19 protein-coding genes are annotated in these 25982 nt (G+C 38.6%); 6 read left to right on the forward strand and 13 right to left on the reverse strand.

Features of this window, described 5'->3' with window-relative positions:
- Positions 1 to 783: 783 nt before the first annotated feature.
- Positions 784 to 3957: a PVC-type heme-binding CxxCH protein gene (locus M2265_RS25910; protein ID WP_132773947.1), complete on the forward strand. Its 3174-nt coding sequence runs from the start codon at positions 784 to 786 to the stop codon at positions 3955 to 3957.
- Positions 3958 to 4030: 73 nt separating this feature from the next.
- On the opposite strand, the gene M2265_RS25915 is transcribed toward M2265_RS25910, so the two are convergent.
- The 10 genes from M2265_RS25915 to M2265_RS25960 form a co-directional block, all read right to left on the reverse strand.
- Positions 4031 to 4996 (reverse strand): 2-hydroxyacid dehydrogenase, encoded by a 966-nt coding sequence (locus M2265_RS25915; protein ID WP_207902518.1) that lies wholly within the window; start codon positions 4994 to 4996, stop codon positions 4031 to 4033.
- A gap of 33 nt (positions 4997 to 5029) precedes the next feature.
- Positions 5030 to 5515, reverse strand: coding sequence for a VOC family protein (locus M2265_RS25920; RefSeq protein WP_132773946.1), 486 nt, complete (start codon positions 5513 to 5515; stop codon positions 5030 to 5032).
- 22 nt (positions 5516 to 5537) lie between these two features.
- Complete coding sequence (locus M2265_RS25925; RefSeq protein ID WP_132773944.1) at positions 5538 to 6704, reverse strand: mandelate racemase/muconate lactonizing enzyme family protein; 1167 nt, start codon at positions 6702 to 6704, stop codon at positions 5538 to 5540.
- Between the two features lie 182 nt (positions 6705 to 6886).
- Complete coding sequence (locus M2265_RS25930) at positions 6887 to 7774, reverse strand: sugar phosphate isomerase/epimerase family protein (RefSeq protein WP_132773942.1); 888 nt, start codon at positions 7772 to 7774, stop codon at positions 6887 to 6889.
- Between the two features lie 44 nt (positions 7775 to 7818).
- Positions 7819 to 8691, reverse strand: a complete 873-nt coding sequence (locus M2265_RS25935; RefSeq protein WP_132773940.1) for a ThuA domain-containing protein — start codon at positions 8689 to 8691, stop codon at positions 7819 to 7821.
- 282 nt (positions 8692 to 8973) lie between these two features.
- Complete coding sequence (locus M2265_RS25940) at positions 8974 to 10263, reverse strand: MFS transporter (protein ID WP_021189434.1); 1290 nt, start codon at positions 10261 to 10263, stop codon at positions 8974 to 8976.
- Positions 10264 to 10281: 18 nt separating this feature from the next.
- The gene (locus M2265_RS25945) at positions 10282 to 12435 is read right to left on the reverse strand and encodes an FN3 associated domain-containing protein (protein WP_132773938.1); all 2154 of its coding nucleotides are present in this window, start codon (positions 12433 to 12435) and stop codon (positions 10282 to 10284) included.
- A gap of 7 nt (positions 12436 to 12442) precedes the next feature.
- Positions 12443 to 13468 (reverse strand): 6-bladed beta-propeller, encoded by a 1026-nt coding sequence (locus M2265_RS25950; RefSeq protein ID WP_132773936.1) that lies wholly within the window; start codon positions 13466 to 13468, stop codon positions 12443 to 12445.
- A gap of 12 nt (positions 13469 to 13480) precedes the next feature.
- Positions 13481 to 14932 carry a DUF1501 domain-containing protein gene (locus M2265_RS25955; RefSeq protein ID WP_132773934.1) on the reverse strand — a complete coding sequence of 484 codons (1452 nt, stop codon included), beginning with the start codon at positions 14930 to 14932 and terminating at the stop codon, positions 13481 to 13483.
- A gap of 3 nt (positions 14933 to 14935) precedes the next feature.
- Positions 14936 to 17206 carry a PSD1 and planctomycete cytochrome C domain-containing protein gene (locus M2265_RS25960; RefSeq protein ID WP_207902517.1) on the reverse strand — a complete coding sequence of 757 codons (2271 nt, stop codon included), beginning with the start codon at positions 17204 to 17206 and terminating at the stop codon, positions 14936 to 14938.
- Positions 17207 to 17722: 516 nt separating this feature from the next.
- On the opposite strand from M2265_RS25960, the gene M2265_RS25965 reads away from it, so the two are divergent.
- From M2265_RS25965 to M2265_RS25980, 4 genes are all read left to right on the forward strand, one after another.
- Positions 17723 to 18886: a Gfo/Idh/MocA family protein gene (locus M2265_RS25965; RefSeq protein ID WP_031288329.1), complete on the forward strand. Its 1164-nt coding sequence runs from the start codon at positions 17723 to 17725 to the stop codon at positions 18884 to 18886.
- 3 nt (positions 18887 to 18889) lie between these two features.
- Positions 18890 to 19945: a sugar phosphate isomerase/epimerase family protein gene (locus M2265_RS25970; RefSeq protein WP_132773930.1), complete on the forward strand. Its 1056-nt coding sequence runs from the start codon at positions 18890 to 18892 to the stop codon at positions 19943 to 19945.
- A gap of 174 nt (positions 19946 to 20119) precedes the next feature.
- Entirely contained in the window at positions 20120 to 21142 is a 1023-nt protein-coding gene (locus M2265_RS25975; RefSeq protein WP_132773928.1) for an AraC family transcriptional regulator, read from the forward strand.
- Between the two features lie 253 nt (positions 21143 to 21395).
- Entirely contained in the window at positions 21396 to 22301 is a 906-nt protein-coding gene (locus tag M2265_RS25980) for an AraC family transcriptional regulator (RefSeq protein WP_132773926.1), read from the forward strand.
- 39 nt (positions 22302 to 22340) lie between these two features.
- Here M2265_RS25980 and M2265_RS25985 read toward each other — a convergent pair whose 3' ends face one another.
- The 3 genes from M2265_RS25985 to M2265_RS25995 all read right to left on the reverse strand — a co-directional run bounded on the left by M2265_RS25985 (position 22341) and on the right by M2265_RS25995 (position 24594).
- A complete protein-coding gene (locus M2265_RS25985; protein WP_132773924.1) occupies positions 22341 to 22685 on the reverse strand; it encodes a hypothetical protein in 345 nt (114 codons plus the stop codon).
- Positions 22669 to 23316 (reverse strand): SatD family protein, encoded by a 648-nt coding sequence (locus tag M2265_RS25990; protein ID WP_132773922.1) that lies wholly within the window; start codon positions 23314 to 23316, stop codon positions 22669 to 22671. Before M2265_RS25990 ends, M2265_RS25985 begins: the two co-directional genes overlap by 17 nt.
- A 135-nt stretch (positions 23317 to 23451) precedes the next feature.
- Positions 23452 to 24594: a TlpA family protein disulfide reductase gene (locus M2265_RS25995; protein WP_165905993.1), complete on the reverse strand. Its 1143-nt coding sequence runs from the start codon at positions 24592 to 24594 to the stop codon at positions 23452 to 23454.
- 298 nt (positions 24595 to 24892) lie between these two features.
- Here M2265_RS25995 and M2265_RS26000 point away from each other — a divergent pair, with 298 nt between their 5' ends.
- On the forward strand, positions 24893 to 25960 hold the full coding sequence (locus tag M2265_RS26000; RefSeq protein ID WP_165905992.1) for a DUF4476 domain-containing protein: 1068 nt from the start codon (positions 24893 to 24895) through the stop codon (positions 25958 to 25960).
- The last annotated feature ends 22 nt before the right edge of the window (positions 25961 to 25982 follow it).

Here is a 25982-nt window from a genome sequence, read left to right on the forward strand (position 1 = left end):
AGGCTGTCTGCCAGAAGTTCTTTTGGTTTTGACGGGGCACTAGATAATACTGCCGTTTTACATGTTACCTAATTAGTTTTTCTTAATAATGAAATTCTGTTTCCTTTAAAGCATGTTACGTAGGGATAGCTTTCAGCCTTCACGTGTTGTCAATAAGCCGTAGCGCAATATGAACTATCCGAAGTGCAAATGTATGCCGCTTTACAGCAATATGTGATGGCGGTGGTACGGAATCAATTGGCCACAGCGAATAGCTATACCGCCATGGCGCAAAATGATTAAGCTGCAGCGTGAATACAAGCAGCCATACTGCTATAAGAGTTGGAAGGGATGGGAAGTCAATCTGCCATAGCGCATTGTTTTATCGCCATGGTGCAAAATGATTTCTCAAGATTACAGTGTGGCAATGCCTTTTCCGTATTGTCGTCAGTCAAAATCATAAAAAGAGCATTGTGGAATGCAGAACCTGGTTCTATTTTGGTTGTTGCATGATACGCTTTCTATGAAAAAAAAGAATATTTGGGATGATAGTCTCTTTTATTTTTATCCCGCTATATCTGTATGTTTCAATAATGATACAAAAGAATAATTTGCGACATTTTCTGTGTTTTTTGGCTTGTAGTACTCCTAAGCGTGTGTTTTTATATTATTCGGAGGTTTTTTTGAAAAGGGTTTTTTATAAAATAGCATTGTTTTAAAAATGTAATTGCTTGATAATTTGTTATATTGCAACGTAGACGCAACCAAGCTTAATGAATATTGAGCGATAACCTAAATGACAAAATGATGAAAATTGTAACGAAAAGAACGTGGGTTCTTTTTATTATCGTGGCTGCCGTGGCAGTTGGCGGTATTCTTTTTCTAGTACGATCAAACCAACCAACCTTACCTTTAAAAAAAGGAGCGCATATTGTTCTTATTGGCAATAATTTGGGATCTCGGATGATGAATTATGGGCATTTTGAAACAGAGCTTCAGTTACGTTATCCGGATTCAAACCTCTATATCCGAAACATGTGCGATGGGGGCAACACGCCTGGTTTTAGGCCTCATGCGAGCCGGAAATCGCCTTGGGCTTTTCCTGGAGCAGAAAATTTTCAAACGGATCTTGCTCAATCCTCAGGAAGTGAAGGTTTTTTTGAGACTGAGGATCAATGGCTGGCTCGTTTAAAAGCTGATATCATCATCGCTTTCTTCGGCTATAACGAATCGTTTGAAGGCGCTGAGGGTTTGGAAAATTATAAATCGGAGCTGGATGCTTTTATTAAACATACGATTAAACAACAGTATAACGGTACATCTCCGGTGAAACTGGCATTAGTTTCTCCGATTGCTTTTGAAAACCTCTCTAAGCAGTATGATCTCCCTGACGGGAAGCAAGAGAATCGGAATTTGTCTTTATATGCTGCTGCAATGAAAGAGATCGCAGCGAAGAATAACGTACACTTTGTCGATGTGTATAACCCTACAGAGCGCTGGTATTTCTGGACAAAAGAGCCCCTAACAATAGATGGATCGCAGCTTACAGATGCTGGATATGCGCGTTTTGCGCCTTTGTTGGCAGACCTAATTTTTGGGAAGGCTGATGATAAAAATGAAGATAACCGTGATCTTGTACGTCATGCTGTTCTTGAAAAAAATTGGATGTGGCATAACGATATTAAAATTCCGAATGGGGTACATGCTTATGGTAGAAGATATGATCCATTTGGGCCTGATAATTACCCTGCTGAAATTAAGAAAATCCGAGAAATGACTGCGATCAGAGATACGGCAATCTGGCTGGCTGCGCATGGAAAGAAAATGGATGTGGCGGCAGCGGATAAAAAGACAACCCCTGTACCTGAAGTAAAAACAAACTATGATCCTGGAAAGAATGGCAATTTGGCTTATCTGTACGGGGATGATGCTTTAGCAACCCTGAAAGTTGCCCCAGGTTTTAAGATTGATCTTTTTGCTTCAGAAAAGGAATTTCCAGATTTGGCTAATCCTTGTCAAATTACGTTTGATAATAAAGGTCGTTTATGGGTTGCTACAATGCCTAGTTACCCTCACTATAAACCAGGAGACTCGAAACCTAATGACAAGTTGATTATACTCGAAGATACTGATCAGGATGGTAAAGCAGATAAGCAGACCGTTTTTGCGGATGGACTACATCTTCCTGTAGGCTTCGAAATTACTGCTGACGGTGTTTATCTGTCTCAAGGAACTAATTTTATGCTTTTAAAAGATACGGATGGCGATGATCGGGCTGATGTCAGAGAGATTTTATTGAGTGGTTTTGATGATCACGATACCCATCATAATATTCATGCCTTTACGGTCGATCCTTCGGGAGCAATCATTATGGGAGAAGGAGTATTTTTACATTCTAATATAGAAACTTCTTATGGGCCTGTTCGTGGTACGAATGGTGGTTTTTACCGTTATAGTCCACAACGTCGCTATTTGGAACGGATGGCGCAGCCTAATGTACCCAACCCCTGGGGGATAGCTTTTGATGAATGGGGGCAAAATTTTTATGCTGAAACCTCCGGACCTGATGTCAGCTGGATGCTGCCCGTGACTATAAAACCTAAATATGGTGTAGCAACGACTAAATCCCGAAATCTGGTACAGGATGAACATCGGGTGCGACCGACTTCTGGTCTTGAGTTTGTTTCAAGCCGCCATTTCCCAGATTCTCTACAAGGTGATTTCTTGATCAACAATACCATCGGCTTTTTAGGAACGAAAGAACACCGGTTGAATGATGATGGGACGGGTTACAAAAGTACACATCGACAGGACTTATTGCAGAGTTCTGACAAGAATTTTAGGCCTGTTGATCTGGAATTTGCTCCGGATGGGTCTCTATATATTGCGGATTGGCACAATATCTTAATCGGGCATATGCAGCATAATGCCCGTGATCCGTTGCGCGATCATGTACACGGACGTATTTATCGGATCACTTACCCGTCAAGACCACTTTTAAAACCGGCTCAAATTGCTGGAGCATCTATTCCTCAATTGCTTGATAATCTGAAATTACCGGAATACCGTACCCGTTATCGTACCCGTGCTGAACTCCGGGGGCGGAAATCCTCAGAAGTACTGCCACAATTAAAAAACTGGGTAGCGAAATTGGATAAAAGTAATCCGAAATATGCGCATCAGCTGGTTGAAGCATTATGGGTAAGCTGGGGTTTGAATCAGGTTGATCAAGAGTTGTTGAGGAAGGTGTTGAAATCGGATGATTATCATGCTCGGGCTGCAGCAGTAAGGGTATTGCGCTATACGGGGCATCAGGTAAAAGATCATGAAAAGTTGCTGATGCAGGCCGCATCTGATCCGCACGGCCGTGTACGTCTTGAGGTGCTTACCGCCGCATCTTGGATGCCAAGGGAGAAAGGCATGCCGATCATGCTGGCAATAGCTAAAAAGGGTGTTGATGATTGGATCGAACCTGCCTATACAATGGCTGTTGCTAATTTGACTAGGAGGGAGGAATTGAAGGATGATAGTCCAGATAAAGTCAAAACGTCTCTTACCGGAATAGAACGTGATCAGTATATTAAAGGTAAGGCCCTTTTTGCAAAAGAAGGATTTTGTATCACCTGTCATCAAGCTGATGGCAATGGTTTACCGATGTCTGGTTTTCCACCTCTTCATGGAACGAAATGGGTGACAGGTAGCCAAGATCGTTTAATTAAAGTAGTACTTAAAGGTTTACATGGGCCGATGGAAGTCAATGGAACAAAATTTCCGGGTCAGGTACCGATGACACCCTTTGAAGGAATGCTCAGTGATGAGGAAGTGGCCGCGGTATTAACATATGTACGCAATTCCTTTGGGAACAAAGCATCTGCAGTTTCCAAAGAAAAAGTAAAAGCAGTCAGGGCAGCTTCAGAAAGCAAAAAGGGGTTTTATGCTCCAGCGGAATTGTTGCAGGAGTTTTCATTAGAAAAGTAATGTTACGAACTTATTTGATACTAAGGGTTAAGTAGTGTTATGCTACTTAACCTTTTTTATATCGCCGATACCCTTAAGCTTGCTTCTGTAGGGCACTCAAATTATAGACACTTCTACTTTCTGTTTTTTCGTCCCGTAAAAGCGCCAGTACATTGGTGATGGTATAGACGCACATGTGTCTATAGGTCGTAGCAGTAAGGCTACCGGAGTGCGGAGTAATGAGTGTATGTCGATGATCGACAAGTGCGTCCGGATGCTTTGGAGGTTCTTCTGGTAATACATCGGCAGCAAAACCTGCAAGGCTGTTTGTATTTAGTGCCTTTACAAGTGCTTCATGATCGATCAATGCTCCTCGGGCTGTGTTAATGAGTAAAGCCGTAGGTTTCATCAGATTGAGCTCCTGCGCACCCAATAAGGTTCCGATAACAGTAGTATAGGGGAGATGGAGACTGACAATATCGGCCTGTTGCAGGAGTTCTGTTTGTGTAACCTGTCGATAAGGAACATCTTTGGTAGATCGGCTTGAATATATGACCTTCATACCAAATGCATCAGCTAGTTTAGCCACACGTTGACCTATATTGCCCAGACCGATAATACCAAGGGTCTTTCCATGGAGCTCATCTCCGTTATATTGGTTACGCCAGTTCCAGTTGTTATTTTTTACCTGCTGAATGGATTCGTACAGGTTGCGTGTGAGCATAAGCATGAGGGCTAGAGTATGTTCTGCAATTGTTGAAGCATTGGATGCAGGAGCATGTATGATGCTGATATTGCGAGCAGTTGCTTCATGTACATCAATATTATCAAGTCCTACGCCACATCGGGCGACCGCCTGTAGGGCGGGACAAGCATCCAATAGTGCCTTGTTGATCTGACCCTTTCCACGGGTAATGATGGCGTTTATGGTGTATTTGTCAATTGCTTTCTGCAATGAAATACTGTCGTAGCCTGTCAGTACGTTAACTTGATCTTGCAGCATGACTAAGGCTTCTTCAGCTATAGTTTCCAGTAATAAAACGTTTTTTTTGATTGTCATATGATGGGATTCCGCAGTACTCTTTATTGGCGTTTATTTATGATATAAGGTAGCTTCATCAGATTTGTATCCCCTGAAATCATTTCTATTGGAAATATAGATACCTTCTTCATAGAGATCGTCTTCTAGAATAAGTGGATCAATTTCACTGCCCGGTGCTGATGATATTTCGACGAGATTGCCTGCTGGGTCACGTAGAAAAAGCTGCATGGCACCATCTGGTAATTTTCTTACTTTCCCCCAGGGTGTAATATCGATCAGCTGGAGTTCTTTCATGCGAAAAAAAATCTTGTTAAAATCATCTACTTGAACGCAAATATGTCCGCGAAATGAAGGCGTATCTTCCCATTCCGAGAGATGAAGCTGTTGCTCATCATTAAATTTAAAAAACATCACAGGGTAATCAAATCTAAAGGCAGCAAGGGGTTCCAGACCCAGTTCGTTTTGATAAAATGCTGCTGCCTTTTCAAGATTATCTACGATAAGTGTAACGTGGTTGATTTTGATTGCCCGTGCCATATCTATTGATTTATTTTGTTAGTTAGATTTTCTGTTTAAACTCATTAATAAAATTCCAGTTGGGTGTTAGTCCCAGCCCCGGTGCCACTGGAGCCGCGATGACGCCATCAGTAACTGTAATCTGCTCGTGGACCAGATCATACATCATAGGATTACCTCCAAGTGAAAACTCAATGATTGTTGCGGCCTGGGATGCAAATGCGACATGGAGCCCTGCCATAAATGAGAAAGCAGAACCCCAACAGTGCGGAGCAAGTTCTAATTGATGAACACTTGCTAGGTGTCCTACGCGCATGGTTTCGGAAATACCTCCAATAATCGCTGCATCGGGCTGTATGACATCTAGCGCTCTGACTTCAAGTAAATCGCGGATGTCAAAGCTTGTAAATTCACTTTCTCCTGCAGCTATGGGAATTGTAGTGGAAGCTCGGACTTCTGCTGTACCGTGTCTATTGTCAGGATTAATGGGTTCTTCAAACCAGTACAGATTACAATCTTCTACTCCTCGACAGAACTGTTTTGCTTCAGGTACACTAAAGGTACCGTGTGCATCTGTCATGAGTTTAATGTGAGGACCGAGTGCTTTTCTTGCGGCTTTGACACGGTCAATACTGTTTTGGACAGTTTGATCCATGATACCGACACGCATTTTTACGGCATTAAATCCTTTAGCAACATAACTATTGAGCTGCTCGCCTATATGATCAACGGAAGCCCAGCCACCACTGGCGTACGCAGGCATTTGTTCGCGACAGGCTCCGCCAAGAAGGTCCATAACAGGTACTCCCAAAGCTTTACCTTTTAAATCCCACAGAGCGGTGTCGATACCGCTCATTGCGGCTATAGTTAATCCTCTTCGACCAAGGATAGGGAATCTTCGACCTCTTGTGAGTGCATAATGATCGCGTGTGCCATTGTACATCTCCTCCCAAAGACGGTTTATATTTTTTGCATTTTTACCAATTAAAATGGGTTTTAATTCATTTTCAATGCAGCTTACTATGGATGCGCATACTCCAGATGATCCGACAGCTGCTTTTGCCTCTCCGAAACCTTGAAGACCATCTTCAGTGGTAACGACCACGAGTGTCATGTCGAAATTGGTTAGCAGACCGTAATCTGAAAAATGCTGTTTTTCTTTTGGTATAGGACATCCCAGCCAGAATGCTTCTATGTTTGTTATCTTCATTGTTTCTATTTCTAATAGGGTAAATAATGCTATTTACCGAAATTTAATATTGATTACTCCTTAGTCTGTGATATCAAGTTCGATGAGTTATTCAATTGCATTATTGCTGGTGTTGCGAAAAGCTCATTTTATATTTTTGAATCCTGCTCGGATGTTGTAGCCTACAACATTTTTTGTGACAGCTACTTAATAAGTTTGGACAAAATCTCGAATGATTTCTGAGTGAGCATTGTATAAAACTCTTCCGAAACTGATGCACTGCCATGATCTTCAAGAAATTTCTTTTGTTCAGGAGAGAGGTTTTCGGGATGCTCATCAATAGAATTGGGGTAAGGGTTTGCAGGAGTACGGTCCAAAGGTGAACAAAATTCCACAGACAGCACTTCGTTATAACCAATCTGATCGAGTGTTTCAAGTATTTTACTCCAATTCAGCGTGCCCATTCCCGGAGCCATCCTATTGTTGTCGGCAACATGGAAACCAACAAGTTTTCCTTTGGCTCGTTTGATTGCTTCATAGAGATCATCTTCTTCGATGTTCATATGAAAGGTGTCAAGGCACACACCGCAATCGGGACCTACGGCCGCAGCAAGTGCTAATGCTTGATCACCTCTGTTAACGAAATAGGTTTCAAATCTATTGATTGGTTCAATACCGATCAATATGCCTGATGACTGTGTGTAGTGATATACGTCTTGTAGTGAGTCAATGGCCCATTGCCATTCTTCTTCGGGTCTGCCGTCGGGTATGATTTTACCCACCGTACCGGGCACCACAGAGATCATGTGACCATCGAGTTCCTTAACCATGCGCGCCACATCTTTGACATATTGTATGGATTTGGAGCGCTGAGCTTCATCTTTAGCCAGTAAATTTCGATCTCCTAACATCAATGTGACAGAGCCCCAACATGATAATCCATATTGTTTTAAAAGTTTTCTGACCTCTTTCGTGTCATAATGTTCTGGACTACCAGCAATTTCAATTTTAGTATAGCCTAAACTGGAGGCTCTGCGAATTGTTGTTTCTATTGTTTCGGCTCGCATCCAGTTATGTATCGATAATTCCATAGGGTATGTAATGTTTCGGATAAAGTATATCGTGTGTATTGAAGCTATTGTTGTCTATAGGGAACGTTGATATCTATTTTTCCTGCCCATTTCTTAGGGATAGGTTTTCCTACAGTCCAATGTATGGCATTAATCAGTAACCGCTGAAAACTTGCTATATTAAAATCATCGGGATGACCAAGTGTTGTTGTGAAAACTTTTCCTCCAGCAGCGGTTTTCCAGGTCCACGCCACAGGATTTTCAACTGCTTTTTTATCTGGATCTACAGCTTTTCCCATTAATAACCAAGTTGATCCTTTTGATGGATAATCGGGTACAACATGGTACAACCAGGAGCGTACATGAAAGTTTGGATCTACTCCTGTTAAGATCGGATTTTTACTTTGTGTGGGAATAATGGATACATCGGTACTGGAATTATGACCGTAATGGGTGTGACCACCTTTGCCCCATCCTGGAGGACCTCCCAAAGCAAATTCACCAAAAGCATTCCATTTCTCCAAGGGATGTCCACTGGGATAATTAAAAGCATGTGTGCTGGTTCTGAAACCAATAACCGGCTTTCCGGATTTTAAATAATCGTCGATATGTTTAACTTGATCGGCAGGTAATAGTCTCCAACGAAGGTAGAAAATAGCAAGATCGGCATCTTTTAGAGCTTCTAGTCCCGGGATATTTTCTTCTGAATTATAGTCAGGACTTGCTTTTAGCACCAAAGTTCGCATGCCATAGTTTTTCTCAAGTTCGGCTGCTATCATAGGCAGGGTTTCTTCGCCACTGTATTCGTGGTCGCCCGTTACAAATACAATTAGAGGTTTTTTGACTGTTTTCTTTTTGCTTTGACCAGCAGATGGAGATACATTTGATAGCAATATGCCTATTGTAATTAAACATATAATGCTTTTTAGATGCTTCATTATGGTTTTATAATTAGGTTTAATTGTATAAACGAGGAACAAATAGTACTGTATAAACCAGTTTGTTATGCCGTTCGGTTTAACTCAAATATATAAATAAAATAAACGTAAAACAAGATAAAACGACGGGAAATGTTGTACATTAAATACGGTCATGTATGGTCAACTATGAATTGGTTTTTTAAGTATATGACGTTTTATATGAAACGATGATCAGCTATATCTTAGCTTTAAATTGGTAAAATGTAAGGACTATTGATTGCTATAGTCTTTTCGTTTTCTTCAACTTTTTAATTCACTACACTGCCTATAGGCACCTACTTCTTTCTTGTTTTTCATGTAAAGGTATAATCCTCCAAAAGCAAAGATCAATAGGATAGGAAGTATTAACGTGATCTGTAATACTTCCGGCCCAGCTAGGTTTTTAGCTGTTGTGTATGCCAAAGCTTCTGCCGTTCCTTCTGTTGCTGAACTATACAGATCGAGATTGGAACCAATTGGTAAATGCTTTATGATTAATCCATCATAATAGCTGCCCATGATCATCGTATAGATGGAAACAGCAAACATACCAGCTCCACCGATAAGATTTAAACCCAAAGCTCCAGATTGTGGAATATTTTCGGCAACAAAACCGATCATAGTTGGCCAGAAGTAACACACACCGATACCAAAAATAATTGCTGCAAAGAAAACAGCATTACCTGTAAAGCTACCAAGCATATATAGACCTGCTGCTGCAAAGATTGCTGAAAAAAGGAGCACACCTTGGGGTGCAAGTTTTTGAACAATTGGTTTTGCGAACGCGCGGCCTATTACCATAATTCCAGTGGTAATCGTAAGTAATAGAATGGCGTTGTCGGTTACATTTTTAAGCAGTAAACTAATCCATTGCCCTGTAAATAGTTCAGTAATAGCGGTCATAAACATGCATAGAAATAGGAATAGAAATAAAGGAGAGCCTACTGCCTTGTACATGTCTGCAGTGGAATATCCTGAGGATACCCGTTCTGTAACGGGGAAATCAAGCTTTGAGAAAATATAACCATAAATAACTGTTGGAATTAACATCATCCCAACTTGGAACTGCCATCCGATGCCCAGATGGACAAATAGCGTGACCAATAACGTACCTATCACAACACCTCCAGGAAACCAGAGATGGAAATAGTTGAGTCTAGTTGTCTTTTCTTGCGGATATAGTGCGGCCACTAATGGATTACAAGCGGCTTCAACCGTACCATTTGCAATGCCAATTAATAATGTGGAGAAGAAAAGACTCCAATAGCCTTGTGCAAAGATGGTCAATAGAATACCTGCTAAATGAAAAAGGAAAGCCATCACCAGAAGGCGTTTCATCCCGATGATGTCAACAATAAAACCACCGATAACGATGGCAAGTGGAAATCCCCAAAAAGCTGTAGCTGTGATGGTTCCCAACTGTGTCGCATTTAATTGAAAATCAATGCCGAGTTGATCCATCATACCCGCACGGATACCGAAAGAAAGCGAAGTGACTAAAAGAGCGAGACAACTTGCCCAAAATAGTTTAGATGTTTGAATTTGATGCATATATTTAGGTTAAATTGATTAGTTTAAAAGTATTTCATCCATAAATATCCAAGCTGGTTGTCCTTTTCCGGCGTGCCATTCTGGTAATTTTTTGAAGTTTTTACCTACAATTTTGATGCAGGAGATTGATTGCGATTTAAATTTTACTTCCATCTTGATAAATGCATCTGCTTCATCTTTTTGTGGCATTGGATTTTTTACACGTTGCAATAAGCGCATGTTTTTTTCGTTAGTACCACCCCATACTTCAAATTCCTGTGGGGGAAGGATATGTGTTTGGATTTTTTTCATCATGTTGACCGATATAGATTTGAGGGGTAGCTGTTCTTTGAAAAATAGCATTAATGCCATGTTTTCATTGTAACCGATCCATTTGCCATTCTGGATGTCAAAGCTGCCGAGTTGTAAATCTGTCAATGTCTTCGGTCCGTCACCTTTATATTTTTCACTTGGCGCTACTATAAATGCAATGCTGTCGGGGCTGTAGCGACTTTGATAAAAGTTAAAAGTCAAGACATCACTACCGTACCATCCGGTTTTATATGCTTTAGTTTTTAATGTAACGGACTCTTTAATTTCAATTTCTTTGTCGTAAAGAGGTGACTTTAAACTATCGGGTTCGGTTCCATCGGTTGTATACCTGATCTCTACACCGTTGATGGGATGTTTAATCTGTAATGGTATTCTATTTTTGAAAATAGAAACGGTTGTACTTAAATGTGGCTGGTTTAGCTTTATGGGACTCTTTCCGTCGTCTTTAAAGCCTGTAATAATGCGAATTCCTTTTGCTAATTGTTTCAATTGGCCAATTTCATTTTCCTTTATATCAGTTCGCCATAATGATAGCTCTTTTAGGTTTTTCATAGCAACAAGTTGCTTCACGGTATTGAAATTTACTGCTGTACCAGATAGTGATAGGGTATTTAACTGTTTTAATGGAAGTAAATGCTTCAGTCCGTCGCCTTTAATAGCTGTGAAGTTGAGATTCAGTTTACGTAAATTTTCAAATGTGCTGATCGTTTTTAGTTCTTCGTCTTGCACGGGTAATCCGTTTAAGTTGAGAGATACAATCTGTCTTTTTATTTCTGTCAATTCTTTTAGCGCTTCTGGTTTGTAAATCGTTTTGTTATAGATATTAACAGACAGAGCAGGGGAGCCTTTATCGAGGATGGAAATAACCCGATAATCATTATTTAGTTTTTTGACCGTTGCCTCTGATGCCGCTGCAAAATCATATTGTTGTGCCATTGAAGGTGATGGGCCTAAAGTTGTAGAAGCTAGTATGCGTAAAGAATCTTGCTGTGGTAAATCGATTACTTTTTTATCCAATTGTGCATTTCCTTTTATCCAGAGGGTCAGTACAGCTATTTCTGTGGCAGTAAGTTCGGGTTTTCCTTTTGGAGGCATTCTTTTTTCATCTTCAACTGGAAGATGAAGGCGTTGCAATAATAAACTGATTTGGGGATTGCCGGGAACAAATAGTTTTCCATTTTTGCCACCTTTTAACATAGATGCTGCGTCAGTGAGGTTTAAGCTTCCTTTTGCTTTTTCCATATTGTGGCAACTGGCGCATTTGGCTGTAAAAATAGGTAGAATCACGTCTTGATAGATCATCGCTTGCTCTATTGAGACTTTTTCTGGGGTGGGTGTGACAGGAGCGAGTACGAAATTTTCGCCATGGGTCAATATGGCTCCATAATGCCCCGTAAGAAGAAGTGAAATAATAGTGAGCAAGGCAAACATTTTTGAAAGTGGAGAATTGTACCATGATTTTTCCCGTATCCAATAAATGAAAGAAAATATAAAGACAAGACTTACGCCGGTCCATTTGTGCCACTGTAAAGTACTTCCGCTGTAACCATCTTCTTGTGATAGTAATAAACCCATAATGACCGTTACTGTTGCCAAGAAAATACCACCTAGCAGTAGTCCCGATGTAAATTTGTGATATAGGGTTAATGTTGCATAGGATTTATTGTAACGAAAAATTTCAAGCAGCATCGCCAATAGCAATAGCACAATTGGAAAATGTAGTAGCATGGGATGCATTCTTCCAAATGATTGAAGCCATAGTGGTACCGAGATCTGTTTTCCAAATATTAATAAAAAGATGATAAAAATATTTAGCGCAAACAGTGCATGTTCTGTAAATCCTTTGAAGGTAATTTTCATATAAAAATTAGACTCGTGTAAATTTATAGGGATATACTTTTCCTGATGCCCATTGTGCTACGTAGATATTTTCGTCGTCATCGATGCAAACATCATGTGGGTTATGTAATATTTGTAATTCTTGGGCCATGGGCTGTAAGGTGCCATTGCTATATACTGGGATGGTACCACCAATATTGGATATTACCTTATTGTTTTTGTCTAGAATCGTAACGAAACCACTGTCTGCTTTATTGAGATCAGGAGATCTTAAAACAGCAGCATAAAGATTTTCATTTTTGATGACTGGCCGGCAGATGCATGCTCCTGGCAATGCGATGACTTCTAGGAGATTGCCGTTCATATCAAAACGTTTAAAGCAGTTGCGTGTACGGTCAGTAACCAGTAAGGTCGGATTTCCACTTCTTTTATCTACGCAAACCCCATGAGCATTGTCCAAATGTTTTACTTCTTTTCCTCTTCCTCCAAAGTAGCCCTGTAGCTTCCCGTCAGCATTATAATGAAAGACATACTGCAAGCCATAACCATCGGCAATATAGAAATCGCCATTGTCTGCAACAGCGACTTCAGTCGGCACAAATTCTTCTTTTTTTTGATATAAACCGGTTTCCATAGGACAATCGATGGTTTTTAATATGTTGCCATCTAATGTGGTTTTAAAAACCTGATGCCTATCGGTATCTGTAATAAATAGCGATTCTTGTTTGCCTTCATTGGCGATGGTCAATCCATGTGCACCTGGAAAATCATGGCCCCAGGAGTTTAATAATTTACCCGATTTGTTATAAATTAAGATATTATTTTTAGTTTCATTGGTTAATAGTATAATACGTCCTTTTTTATCTTGGACCATTTCATGGCAGTCATTTACTGGGTTTTTGAGCGGATTTAATTGTCCCCATTTGTTATCAAGTGTGTAGCGCATGTTATGATGTCCGTATATTGGACCTTTTGGTTTGGCCATGAGGTCCTTCATAATGAAGAAACTTGCAGATAAGGTTGCTGTATTTTTGATAAATGATCTTCTTTCCATAAAAAAATAAGGTTATACTAATATGTCATTGATTACTTTTCCTGCGACATCGGTTAATCTATAACGTCTGCCTAGATGTTTATAGGTGAGTTTTTCATGGTTTAATCCGAGCTGATGTAGGATTGTGGCATGAAAGTCATGCACATGAACAGGATCTTTGATGATGTTATATCCTAGTTCATCGGATTCACCGTATACGATTCCTGGTTTGACTCCGCCACCTGCCATCCATATACTGAAGCAACGGGGATGATGATCACGCCCATAATTATCTTTGGTCATGGCGCCTTGGCTGTAATTGGTTCGTCCAAATTCTCCTCCCCAGATGACGAGTGTTTCATCCAATAGACCTCTTTGTTTGAGATCTGTAATTAATGCTGCCGATGCTTGGTCTACATCTTTTGCCTGACCTGCCATTTCTGTGGGTAAGTTACCATGTTGATCCCAACCTTGATGATAGAGCTGAACAAAACGGACTCCGTTTTCACTAAGTTTTCTTGCAAGTAGGCAATTGGCCGCAAAAGTACCGGGATTAAGGCAGTCTGCGCCATACAGTTTGATGATATCATCGGGTTCTTTAGAAAGATCAGTGACTTCTGGAACTGCAGTTTGCATACGATAGGCCATTTCATATTGCTGTACCTTGGCATTGATCTCTGGATCGCCAAATTCCTGATAGGAGAGGTCATTCATCGCGGCTAATTGATCAAGCATTTTTCTGCGTTCAAAACGATTTAAGCCATCAGGGTCTTTTAGGTAAAGCACTGGATCTTCACCACTGCTGAACTGTACGCCCTGATGGGTCGAGTCTAGAAAACCGTTGCTCCACAACTTGGAGTAGACACCCTGACCATTACCTTTTCCGCGTGATAATAATACAGTGTACGCCGGGAGGTTTTTATTTTCACTTCCTAGACCATAACTAAGCCAAGCACCCATACTGGGTCTGTTTCCTTGTTGTGCACCACTTTGAAAAAATGTCAGTGCGGGATCATGATTGATCGCTTCTGTGAACATAGATTTAATGATACAGATATCGTCAACAACTTTTGCTGTATGTGGAAATAAATCGCTGATCCATGCACGCGACTCTCCATATTGTTTGAAATCATAGTAGGAACCTACTAAAGGGAATGACGCCTGATTGGCAGTCATACCTGTAAGCCTTTGTGCTCCCCGTATGGATTCAGGAAGCTCTTGACCCATCATTTCTCTGAGTTTGGGTTTATAATCGAAAGATTCGAGTTGTGATGGAGCCCCATTCTGAAAGAGATAAATTACACGCTTTGCTTTAGGAGCAAAATCTGGAATACCCGAGGGAAGTCCTGCTTGCTCAAAGCCTCCTTCAAATAGATCGGGAATGAGCAAAGATCCCAATGCTACACTGCCTAAGCCTAAACTTAGTTTTGAAAGGAATCGACGTCTATTGAAATTAAGACCATGTTCTAAAATATTTTTGTCCATAATTTAGGATTTTGTAATGGTTTCTTCTAAATTGTATATAATGGTAATTACGCCCATTAATGCAGCAAGTTGTGTTTTATTGACTTTCTGATCTATAGGAAACTCTCCGACGGCCAAGACTTTATCAGCATTTGCTTTTTGTTTGAATGTATTTAACTGGTCGGCATAATAAGTTGTTAATCGTTTTATTTCTTGTTCCTTAGGTTTACGGCAGACTATACGACGAAATGCGGTTATTATTTTGGTCTCCGGAGTTCCTTTGTCTTGTAGTAAGCGAGCGGCCAGTACTCGAGAAGCTTCAAGTACGGTTGGATCATTCAACATCGCAAGTGCTTGAAGAGGAGTGTTGGTATTAAGCCGCTTAACTTCACACTGATCTCTATTACTGGCATCGAAAATGGCCATCACTGGAGGAGGTACCGTTCTTTTTATGAATGTGTATAATCCTCGTCGGTATAAACTTGCCTGATGGTCTTGTCGGTATGAGGCCAATAATCCACGACCTGATGTGGCCGCTTCCCATCGCCCTGCCGGTTGATAGGGTTTGACACTTGGACCACCGATGGTTGGAACCAACAATCCACTACTGGATAAGACGACATCACGGACATGTTCTGCCGGAATACGGTAACGGGGAGCACGAGCAAGAAAAATGTTGTCGGGGTCAACGTTGAATTTGTCAGGATCTACTACCGCAGATTGTCTATATGTTGCTGAGAGGACGATCTGTTTGACTAGTCGCTTGATGTCCCAGCCATGATTCATAAAATCAACTGCTAGCCAATCTAATAATTCTGGATGTGAAGGTAATTCTCCCTGCATTCCAAAATCGCCAGATGTTTTGACCAGACCTCTACCAAAATATTCCTGCCATACTTGATTAACAAATACACGCGAGGTGAGGGGGTTTTGTTTGTCAAATAACCATTGCGTTAAACCAAGCCTATTTTTAGGATATTTTTCGCTAAATCCCAATACTGACTTAGGGGTGCTTGCCTGTACGACTTCTCCGTGGGCATCATACACACCTCTGTTGAGTACGTAGGTTTTACGGAGGGTATCTTGATCACCCATCACAGATACGATCAACTTATTGGTATCTTGTTTGTTGACAAACTTTAGGATGTCTTGGACATCAGCATTACTGATTTCCATGAATGGTTTTTTAGCGAATGTCTCCGGCCCACCAACAGTTGATTCGAGTCCTACTTCTTTGACATTATTGAAGAAAGCGGTCATTTGAAAATATTCTTTTTGTGAAAAGGGGTCATATTTATGATCATGGCACTGCGCACACTCTAGGGTGATTCCTAAGATAGCTTTTCCCAGGGTATTTGTTCTATCTTTCACATATTCTACACGGTATTCTTCATCGATTACACCACCTTCTTCTGTTATTTTATGATTTCGGTTGAAAGCTGTTGCTAAAAGCTGTTCTTTAGAGGATTGAGGCATCAGGTCGCCCGCGAGTTGCCAGCTGATAAATTTATTATAAGGAGTATTTTTGTTAAAAGCATGAATAACCCAGTCTCTCCATGGCCACTGGCTACGGTAATTGTCGTCTTGGTAACCGTGCGAATCTGCATATCTGGAAACATCCATCCAGTGTAAAGCCATCCGTTCTCCATAAGCAGGGCTTGCCAGTAGGGTTTCTATTACCTTTTCGTAGGCATTAGGACTGTTGTCTGCCATAAATTTATCCATCATCTGCAATGATGGGGGTAGCCCCGTAATATCCAAACTAACTCTTCTAAGTAATCGTTCTTTGTCAGCTTCGGGATTTGGTGCTATTTTTTTATGTTCTAGTTTATCAAGTACAAAATAATCAATTTCATTTTTTATCCATTTGGTATTTTTTACTTTGGGAATGATGGGAGTTTTGGGTGCAGTGAAAGCCCAATGCTTTTTATATTTCGCCCCCTGCTTGATCCACTTTTCAATAATAGCAATCTCTGTTGCAGTTAAAGTGAGGTTGGTTGCAATAGGAGGCATTATATAGGATGTGTCTTTTGATGATATTCTCAAAAAAACTTCAGAATTTTTAGGCTTAAAGGGTACAATACCATGCGCTGTGGCATTACTCTTTAATGCTTTGTAAGCTTCTTCAGGTATATCGAGACGTAAATCTGCATCGCGTTTATTTGCGTCGGGCCCATGGCATGCAAAACATTTATCGGAAAGAATAGGTCTGACATGAAAATTATAGCTGATACTGTCAGGTATAGGTTCTTCACTCATCTGATTTGATGACGGTCTATGGCATGCCTGTATCATATATATACAAGCGAAGATCACGAGCATAGAATAAATAGGTCTTCGATACATATTTACGAGTTGTTAGTACTTGCGTGTGATACGCAATTGGTTTGCTTGTTTATAATTGGTGACTTTTATAAATCACTGGTTTAATCAAATTTAATCAGATGAAACTGGAGAATCTGACTCAATATTACCCCAAACTAATGTTATATGAACATTCTTGTGAGATCGTGTTGCAATAATGCGTTCAAACTTATTTAAAGCCCATCTTTAGGTTTGTAACTTATTTGTTGAAATTTATTTAGGTTAATATTTGCCTGTTTTCTATTAATATAATGAATTAATTACATGCTGTTTAGCGGTATCTTTATTTTTATTAGTTTGTTTAATCAATCAAAACCATCATTTACTTTGTAGAGGCTGTGAAAAATAGTCTTTCAGAAATGAAACTAAACCTGGGGTAAAATAGTATCTGTTGAAGATTAAGAGTAGAAATAGTATCAATACATCAAAAAATATTAAACCAATAAAATGAATAGAAAACTACGAATGGGAATGGTCGGTGGAGGCAAGGATGCTTTCATTGGTGCAATACATCGAATTGCGGCTCATATGGACGGATTAGTGGAGGTCGTTTGCGGAGCTTTAAGTATTAATCCTGAAATAGCTAAGGAGAGCGGAAAAGCGTTATTTCTTCCTGAAAACCGAACTTATCTCAATTTTGAAGAAATGATTGAGAAGGAGCGGCAATTACCTGCTGATGAACGTATGGATTTTGTGACAATCGTGACACCTAATTTTGCGCATTTCGCCCCTGCTATGTTGGCATTGGATAATGGCTTCCATGTCGTTATTGAAAAACCGATAACTTTTAGTCTAGACGAAGCTCTACAGTTGAAAAAGAAGGTAGAAGAAACGGGCTTGCTTCTGATGTTGACACATACTTATTCTGGATACCCTATGGTAAAGCAGGCTAAGCAGATGGTTGAAGATAATGCTTTTGGTAAAATCCGTAAAATATATGTGGAATATCCGCAAGGATGGCTAAGTACGCTCACCGAACGTGAAGGTAATGCAGGTGCCGCTTGGCGAACTGACCCGAAAAAATCAGGGAAAAGTGGAGCTATGGGTGATATCGGTACCCATGCAGCACATTTAGCGGAGTATATTTCTGGTTTGAAAATATCACATCTTTGTGCAGATCTGAATACGATGGTAGAGGGACGAAGATTGGAAGATGATGGAAATGTTTTGTTGAAATTTGACAATGGTGCCGCTGGTGTACTTATGGCCTCGCAGGTCGCTGCAGGTGAAGAAAATGCATTAAAGATTCGTTTATATGGTGAAAAAGGCGGAATTGAATGGGCTCAGATGGAGCCCAACACTTTACTTGTAAAATGGCATACAGAACCCACCCAAACGTATCGGGCAGGAACAAATGGTTTTCTTTCTGATATTGCGAAATTTAATTGCAGAACACCTGCCGGACATCCGGAGGGATATCTTGAAGCGTTCGCAAATTTGTATCGTAGTTTCTCGTTGACTTTATCGGCGCGATTGGATGGTGAGAATCCTTCAGATTTATTAGATTTTCCTTCAGTCGATGAGGGTATCAGAGGAATGGCTTTTATTGATACGGTTATTAAAAGTGGTGATAGTAATGAAAAATGGACTGTTTTTGAAATAAATAATTAGAAAATGCAAACACTTAAAGGACCTGGTATATTTTTAGCGCAATTTTTGGGAGAAAATCCTCCATTTGATAATTTAGAATCCATTTGTCAGTGGGCGCAAAAGATTGGATTTAAAGGCGTGCAGATACCAACTTGGGCAACGTCTTATTTTGATCTGCAACTTGCTGCTGAAAGCAAGGATTATGCGCAAGAGATAAAAGGGATTGTCAATAGCTATGGACTCGAAGTAACAGAGTTAAGTACACATCTCCAAGGGCAATTGGTTGCAGTACATCCGGTATATGATGATCAGTTTGATGGTTTTGCTCCCGAAAAATATCATAAAAATCCTAAGGCAAGAACAGAATGGGCAGTAGAGCAGGTGAAATATGCTGCTAAAGCTTCTCAGCATATGGGTTTAGATGCCGTTGCGACCTTCAGTGGTGCTCTTTTATGGCATACGGTTTATCCTTGGCCTCAGCGTCCTAATGGATTAGTTGAAACCGGTTTTAATGAATTGGCAAAGCGTTGGCTTCCAATCTTAAATGTTTACGAGGATTACGGGATTGATCTTTGTTATGAAATCCATCCTGGAGAAGATTTACATGATGGGGTAAGTTATGAGCGTTTTCTTGAAAAGGTAAATAACCATGCGAGAGCCTGTTTATTGTATGATCCTTCGCACTTTGTTTTACAAGCAATGGATTACCTTTCTTATATCGATCATTATCATGAGCGTATTAAGATGTTTCATGTCAAAGATGCCGAGTTTAATCCAACAGGTAAGCAAGGTGTATACGGCGGATATTCCAATTGGATAGACCGCGCAGGCCGTTTTCGTTCGCTTGGTGATGGACAGGTAGACTTTAAATCGATATTCAGTAAACTAGCAGCTTATGATTACAAAGGATGGGCTGTGATGGAGTGGGAGTGTGCACTGAAACATCCTGAAGATGGTGCAATAGAAGGTGCTAAATTTATTGCCGATCACATCATTCACGTTACAGATAAGGCTTTTGACGATTTTGCTTCAACAGGGAGTGATGAAGCTTACAATAGAAAATTGATTGGATTGGTTTAGTATATTTTCATATATAAATCTTTAATAAGGGGTGTCTATTATTTTTAATAGACACCCCTTATTCGTATTCCTTAAATTGTTTTTACGTGTCGATGTGTAATATTATCGTCGCATTTTTGGAATGATAGTCAAATGATCATTAAATTAGAAGATCGATGCCAATTGGATTAATTCATGAGAAAAACGCAAATAAAGAATTTTTATGATTACTATCAGCCTGATCGTTGTGAACCGTTAATTCATGCTTCGGAGAACGGGGCTGTGCAGATGAAAGGTCTTAGTCGATTTGATTATCCAGGACAGGAATTACCGGATGCTATTTTGCCGGGAATTTATAGTATGGGTTATTGGGATGCTAAAACTGATCAGAACTGGGGGTTGGACTGGCACCGGAATGAAGGAATAGAATTTTCGTTTATGGAGTCTGGTAGTTTATATTTTTCTACTGAAAGTGAGACTGTTCATCTTCACCCCGGTAGCTTAACCATAACTAAACCGTGGCAATTACATAAGGTCGGTAATCCGATCGTAACGATAGGTAAGCAATACTGGATTATTATTGATGTTGGTGTGAGGCAACCTCATCAGGAATGGAAGTGGCCTGACTGGATCATTCTTTCAAAAGAAGATTTAGAATATCTGACAAAGATCTTACGTGAGAATGATGTTAGGGTTTGGCAATCGGATAAGAAAATACAAGAATGTTTTATCGAGATAGGGAAGTGTCTGGATCATGCGGAAATAGAAATTCCGCAATCTAGACTTAATATCTTAATCAACAGCTTATTGCTGGAGATCTTAAGTCTCTTTAAAAAGGGGGATATTGAGTTTGACCAATCGTTAACACACAATCTAAGAACTGTTGAAATCTTTTTAAACCATTTGCGTACTGACTTTGAAAAATCATGGACACTTGAAGATATGGCTGAACACTGTGGACTTGGAAAAACGAGTCTATCAAAATATTGTAAGCATTTAACAAATATGACTCCTGTCAATTATTTAATTAATATCAGATTGGAAGCTGCGGCAAAAATGCTGATTGATCAAGAGGAGGAGCACGTCACCAACCTTTGTTATTCTTGTGGTTTTACTAGTTCTCAATATTTTGCTACTGCCTTTAAAAAAAGATATAAATGCAGCCCGAGCGAATACCGCAGCAGATTTAGAAATGGATATGTGGGAAAGACTGCTTAAATTCTGATTTCTTTTTGTGAAAGCGAAATGGTGGTTTTGAAGAATGGAAATATGTTCATTATTTAACAACGGTATATATTAAACATATCGCAATTTTTTTAGTGGTATTTTTAGCATTGTCAATGCATTTTTTTTATTCTTTAGTTTAGTGACGTGATAAGTCGATAGAAATTATAAGGATGGAAAATGTGCAACATGTGATTGTAAATAGGGAATTTAATCACCAACTAAACCACCAATAAGATCAATTAATATGAAAGTACTTCCATTTACTTTGCTAATACCTGATGGTAAGAGTATGCTATCGGAAAGAGTTGAATTGCCGCATTTCTATCAGCATATGCATCATCATAATGAATATGAAATTATTTGGGTTGAACAAGGTGAAGGAACTTTGCTAGTTGGAAATAATATGCATAATTTTCGTTCAGGAGATATTTTTCTAATTGGAGCAAATGTCCCTCATGTATTTAAATCCAATCCGGAATATTTCACAATGAAAGATCGGTTAAAAGTGAAAGCATGTTCATTATATTTTAACCTTTCGGGTATATTATCGGGTTTATTCCAATTGCCAGAGATGCATGTGTTACGTTCTTTCTTAAATCAGAATAAACAAGGCTTTCAGATACCGGGCAGGTATACGGTCGAAATTGCAAATCTAATGCTCCGACTTCACAATGCTAGCGGTGTGGATGTGCTGTTACAGTTACTAAGCTTATTGAACCAATTGAAAGAAATGTCACCTCATTTGTTACCATTAAGTACCGATGTGTATTCGTCTGATCTTAATGCGAATGAAGGAGTTCGGTTTGATGCTATTATCAATTATATCATGCAAAATTTTAATAGTCAGATTACTTTAGAGGATGTTGCAAATGAGGCACATATGACACCTCAGGCTTTCTGCCGTTATTTTAAAAAACATACCGGAAATACTTTTGTTACCTTTCTTAATGAGATCAGAATTAATGATGCCTGCAAAAGCTTATTGACAGGAAAACATAAGGACCGTATATCTGGCGTTGCATATCAAGTGGGATTTAATAGCTTGACAAATTTTAACCGGGCTTTTAAAAGTGTGGTTGGGCAATCACCAAAAGCTTATATAAATGCCTATCATCATGTTAGCAAAGGAAGTTCTCTGGCAACTGTGTAATTTTTTCTTTAGATTTGGATGGCAGTGCAATGATCCATTTTACTTAAATAATGTATAATAGAATATGCTTAGGGCTACGGAAATTAAATTTCCGATCAGATAATAGTCATTATAAGCCGCTTCTTTTTTGATGTTTTCAGGAGTGTCTTCTTTATCCGCGCGTTTAAGTCTTGTTCCTAATTTTAAAGCGCCAAAGAGTGTGAGCACATGTGGAAAACCTTGACATAAACTATAAGTCATAAATAAACGTTCCAAAATACCTTTTACTGTAGATTTAGGATCAAACTTTTTGTTGTTGACCGATTTAGGCGTGAAAAGCCAAAATAGAAGACTAAGAAGGACTTCTGAAAAAAGAATGATTATTATTTTATAAACGAAGTGCATGGGGCAGTTTACTTATTGATTTTAAAATTGTTTTAGTTGCTTCATAAGATGAAATATTTAAAGTTTTCTCACGTTTCCAAATCTGAGATCTTGTTTTATTTATTTTTTCAGCAACAATCTTATAATCATTAAATTTAATAAATGCAGAGATTAAATTATAATCTTTCTCGGGATTCCATTTGTCAATGATATTTTCGAAGATAAGAAATGTATTGTTTAGAAGAGAGTCTAAATTAATATCTCCGATCTGTATGTAAAATCTTTGAGAATTGGTCTTCATACTGTTGAGTTTGTATCGTGCATCGCGTAATCCTTCACCTAACATTTCATAGGCGATTCTCTTATTAATGTTGGTTTCAATATCACCGTAAATAAGCACGTAGCGTAATTGAAAATCAAACCCTTGTATGATAATTTCTTCTTCTAGTGCGATAATGATATTTAATGCTGTTTCTAAATCCTTTGTTAGTCCCTGAAATTCATCACCAAGTGTGATGGTAAGCGGAGATAATAGACTGTTTTCATAATCATGATTGATTTTGCTTACTGTTTCTTTAAAGTTTTGCATCAACAATGCTTGATTTTTTTGACCGCTTCCAATCACATCGCTCATCAATATAAAGTGTTTCATGATAAATGATTTTTATTACTTTATGTCAAATATAATGAAACAAAGTGTTTTATTTCATTAAAAATGAAATTATAAAAAACATGGAAGCATTTTTTTAATAGCTCTTGACCATGACTGATTAGTATTTTGAAATGTTTATGAGTTTTCTTTAAGTAGATTTTCTAATACTGTTGTTAGATGTTCTATTTTGATATTACCATTTACAATCCGATTGGTTCTCATATCGACTAGAATATAACGAGGGTATGACACTATGCCGGCTTCAACTTGGAAAGCCGGGTATTGCTTTGAATCTAACCAATAATTGATAAAGTTAAAATTGTGGTTTTGTAAATATGATCTCCAATCCTGCATTTTACTGTCCATCGATATGCTTATAAACTTTAATTCACTTTGATCTGCATATGCTTTTGATATTCTTGAGAATTCGGGATGTTGCTGTCTACAAGGGCCACATGCAGTGTGCCAAAAATCGATAATTAGATAGTTAGAATTACCACTAACTTCTTTTAGACTTTTAACCTTATTATTTTGAGATGTTAATTTGATTAAAGGAAATAGAGCGTTTTTCTTATCGCTATAGGTTAAAATCATGTTGTCATAGGCATTATAGAGCAAGGTTGCTTTTTTGCTTCCAATAGTAGCAGTATCGATGCGTAAAACCGTATTTAAAATTTGTTCTCGATTTTTGAATACATGCCCCGAATTTATATAGTAAAACGAGGGGTTAGCTATCATGGATAATAACATCTCATAGGATACCAATGATTGAGGATAATCATTCAAAATAACTAAATATTGCGCTAGTTTGTTACGATCCCATTCTTCTTGACGGCTATTATCAGTTTGTAATAGCGGATCGCCAAATTCCCTATTTATTGCTACGATTTTTTGCATCTCCTCATTTAAAATAGAATTTTTAACATATACAATTTTTGTGTCATTATCGATACTGCAGTTTATATTTTTACGATCAATAATTACGGAGATTAAATCTCTATTGGGATTAATGTCCCCATTGCTAAAAGCTATATTTAATGCATTAAAATCTTTATAAATCGAATCAGAAACTATAAAAGTTTCCGAGCCCGAAATATCTTTCGTTATTTCTTTTTCTAATGTAAAGCTAAAACGCTCATTTACGATTTGCTGCTGATCTAATTTGCTACTTTCATATAAACGATAAATATATTTTGGAATAGGATTTTTTCCATAAACATTTCCATAAATGGTCACTTCTTGTGCTTGCGCAGTTACCTGACAAAAAATAATAAACAAGATAATTTTGACTACTTGTGTCATATATTAATAGGATTTTATATTGGTTTATAATGATATATTTCTTATCACTAAATGAATATAAAGATTAAATTTCACTATATCTCATTAATGGGGAAATTTAGTTGTATAATATATTGATTATTAAAGATGACGAGAGATCTAAATGAATGAAATTTTTAAATAAAGCATTTTTAATAAGAATGCCAATCAATCATCTCTATTAAAATAAATTGTTACTTGCGTTAATCCTTTTATATTTATGTCTGTCGAATATAGACACCATCAATCCTTTTTTATGTTAAAGAAATCTTATTTAATTGCTGTTTTTTTGTTTTGCTTTTGCCTTGTTCACGGTCAAAATCGAAGTAGTCGAGGAGGAAATGTAACTGTATTTTCGGATCAGGAAGCATTCTACTTATACATCAATGGAATTCAGTATAACGAACGGCCCACGAAACAAATCAGAGTGGAGCGCATGAAAGACCATAGCTACGATATTCAGGTTGATTTTGTCGGAAGAGAAAAATCGACACTTTTAAAAAGGGGTATTTCAATGGTTAATGAAGAAGGTTCTTTTTTGGATTTGACTTATTTGGCTAATGCTTCCAGAAGTAACAGAACTCGTAGTTTGACTTTGTATGCTTTATTTCCTGCAGAAGAGGATATGCCTGACTCGCGTACAGCAAATGTATTTATTTACGGTCGCCCTAAGCAAATGATTGAGGGAGAGTTTGATCCAGGATCTGGTGGTGATGATTATTATGGAGAACAAATGACGAATGCAGAGTTTAATGCTTTTTTGAAAACGATAGATCAAGCTGGATTCGATAATGACAAATTGAAAATAGCTGGTATGACTGCTCCTCAGGTTGCATTTTCGGTGAATCAAATCAGAGAGGTACTTAAGAAGTTTTCTTGGGATGAGGGTAAGATTGCTTTTGCAAAAATGGCCTATTCTAATTGCCCGGAAAAAAGAAACTATATGACCTTAACTGATCAACTTGCTTTTGGAGATAGTAAAAATAAATTGATGGATTTTATAAAAAATCAACCTGTCGATCGTGATTATCTGGAGAGAATGACTGAGGTTGAGCTGAATGATCTGATTAAAGCAATGAGACAGAATGGATTTGATGACGACAAACTTAAAGTACTCGGAACTGTAAGTGGAAAGGTCGCTTTTCCTGTTGCTTCGATTAAAAGAATTCTCAAAGAACTAAGTTGGGATCAGGGAAAGCTATCTGCAGCACAAAAGCTGTATCCGAATTGTATAGATAAACGTAATTATGCAACCTTGTTAGAAGAGTTTACTTTCTTGGATTACAAAGATAAATTCACAGCATTTGTGAGAAATCAAAAATAAGTAAAGCTCTAATCAAATAAGG

Source organism: Sphingobacterium kitahiroshimense (assembly GCF_025961315.1).
Classification (GTDB): Bacteria; Bacteroidota; Bacteroidia; order Sphingobacteriales; family Sphingobacteriaceae; genus Sphingobacterium; species Sphingobacterium anhuiense.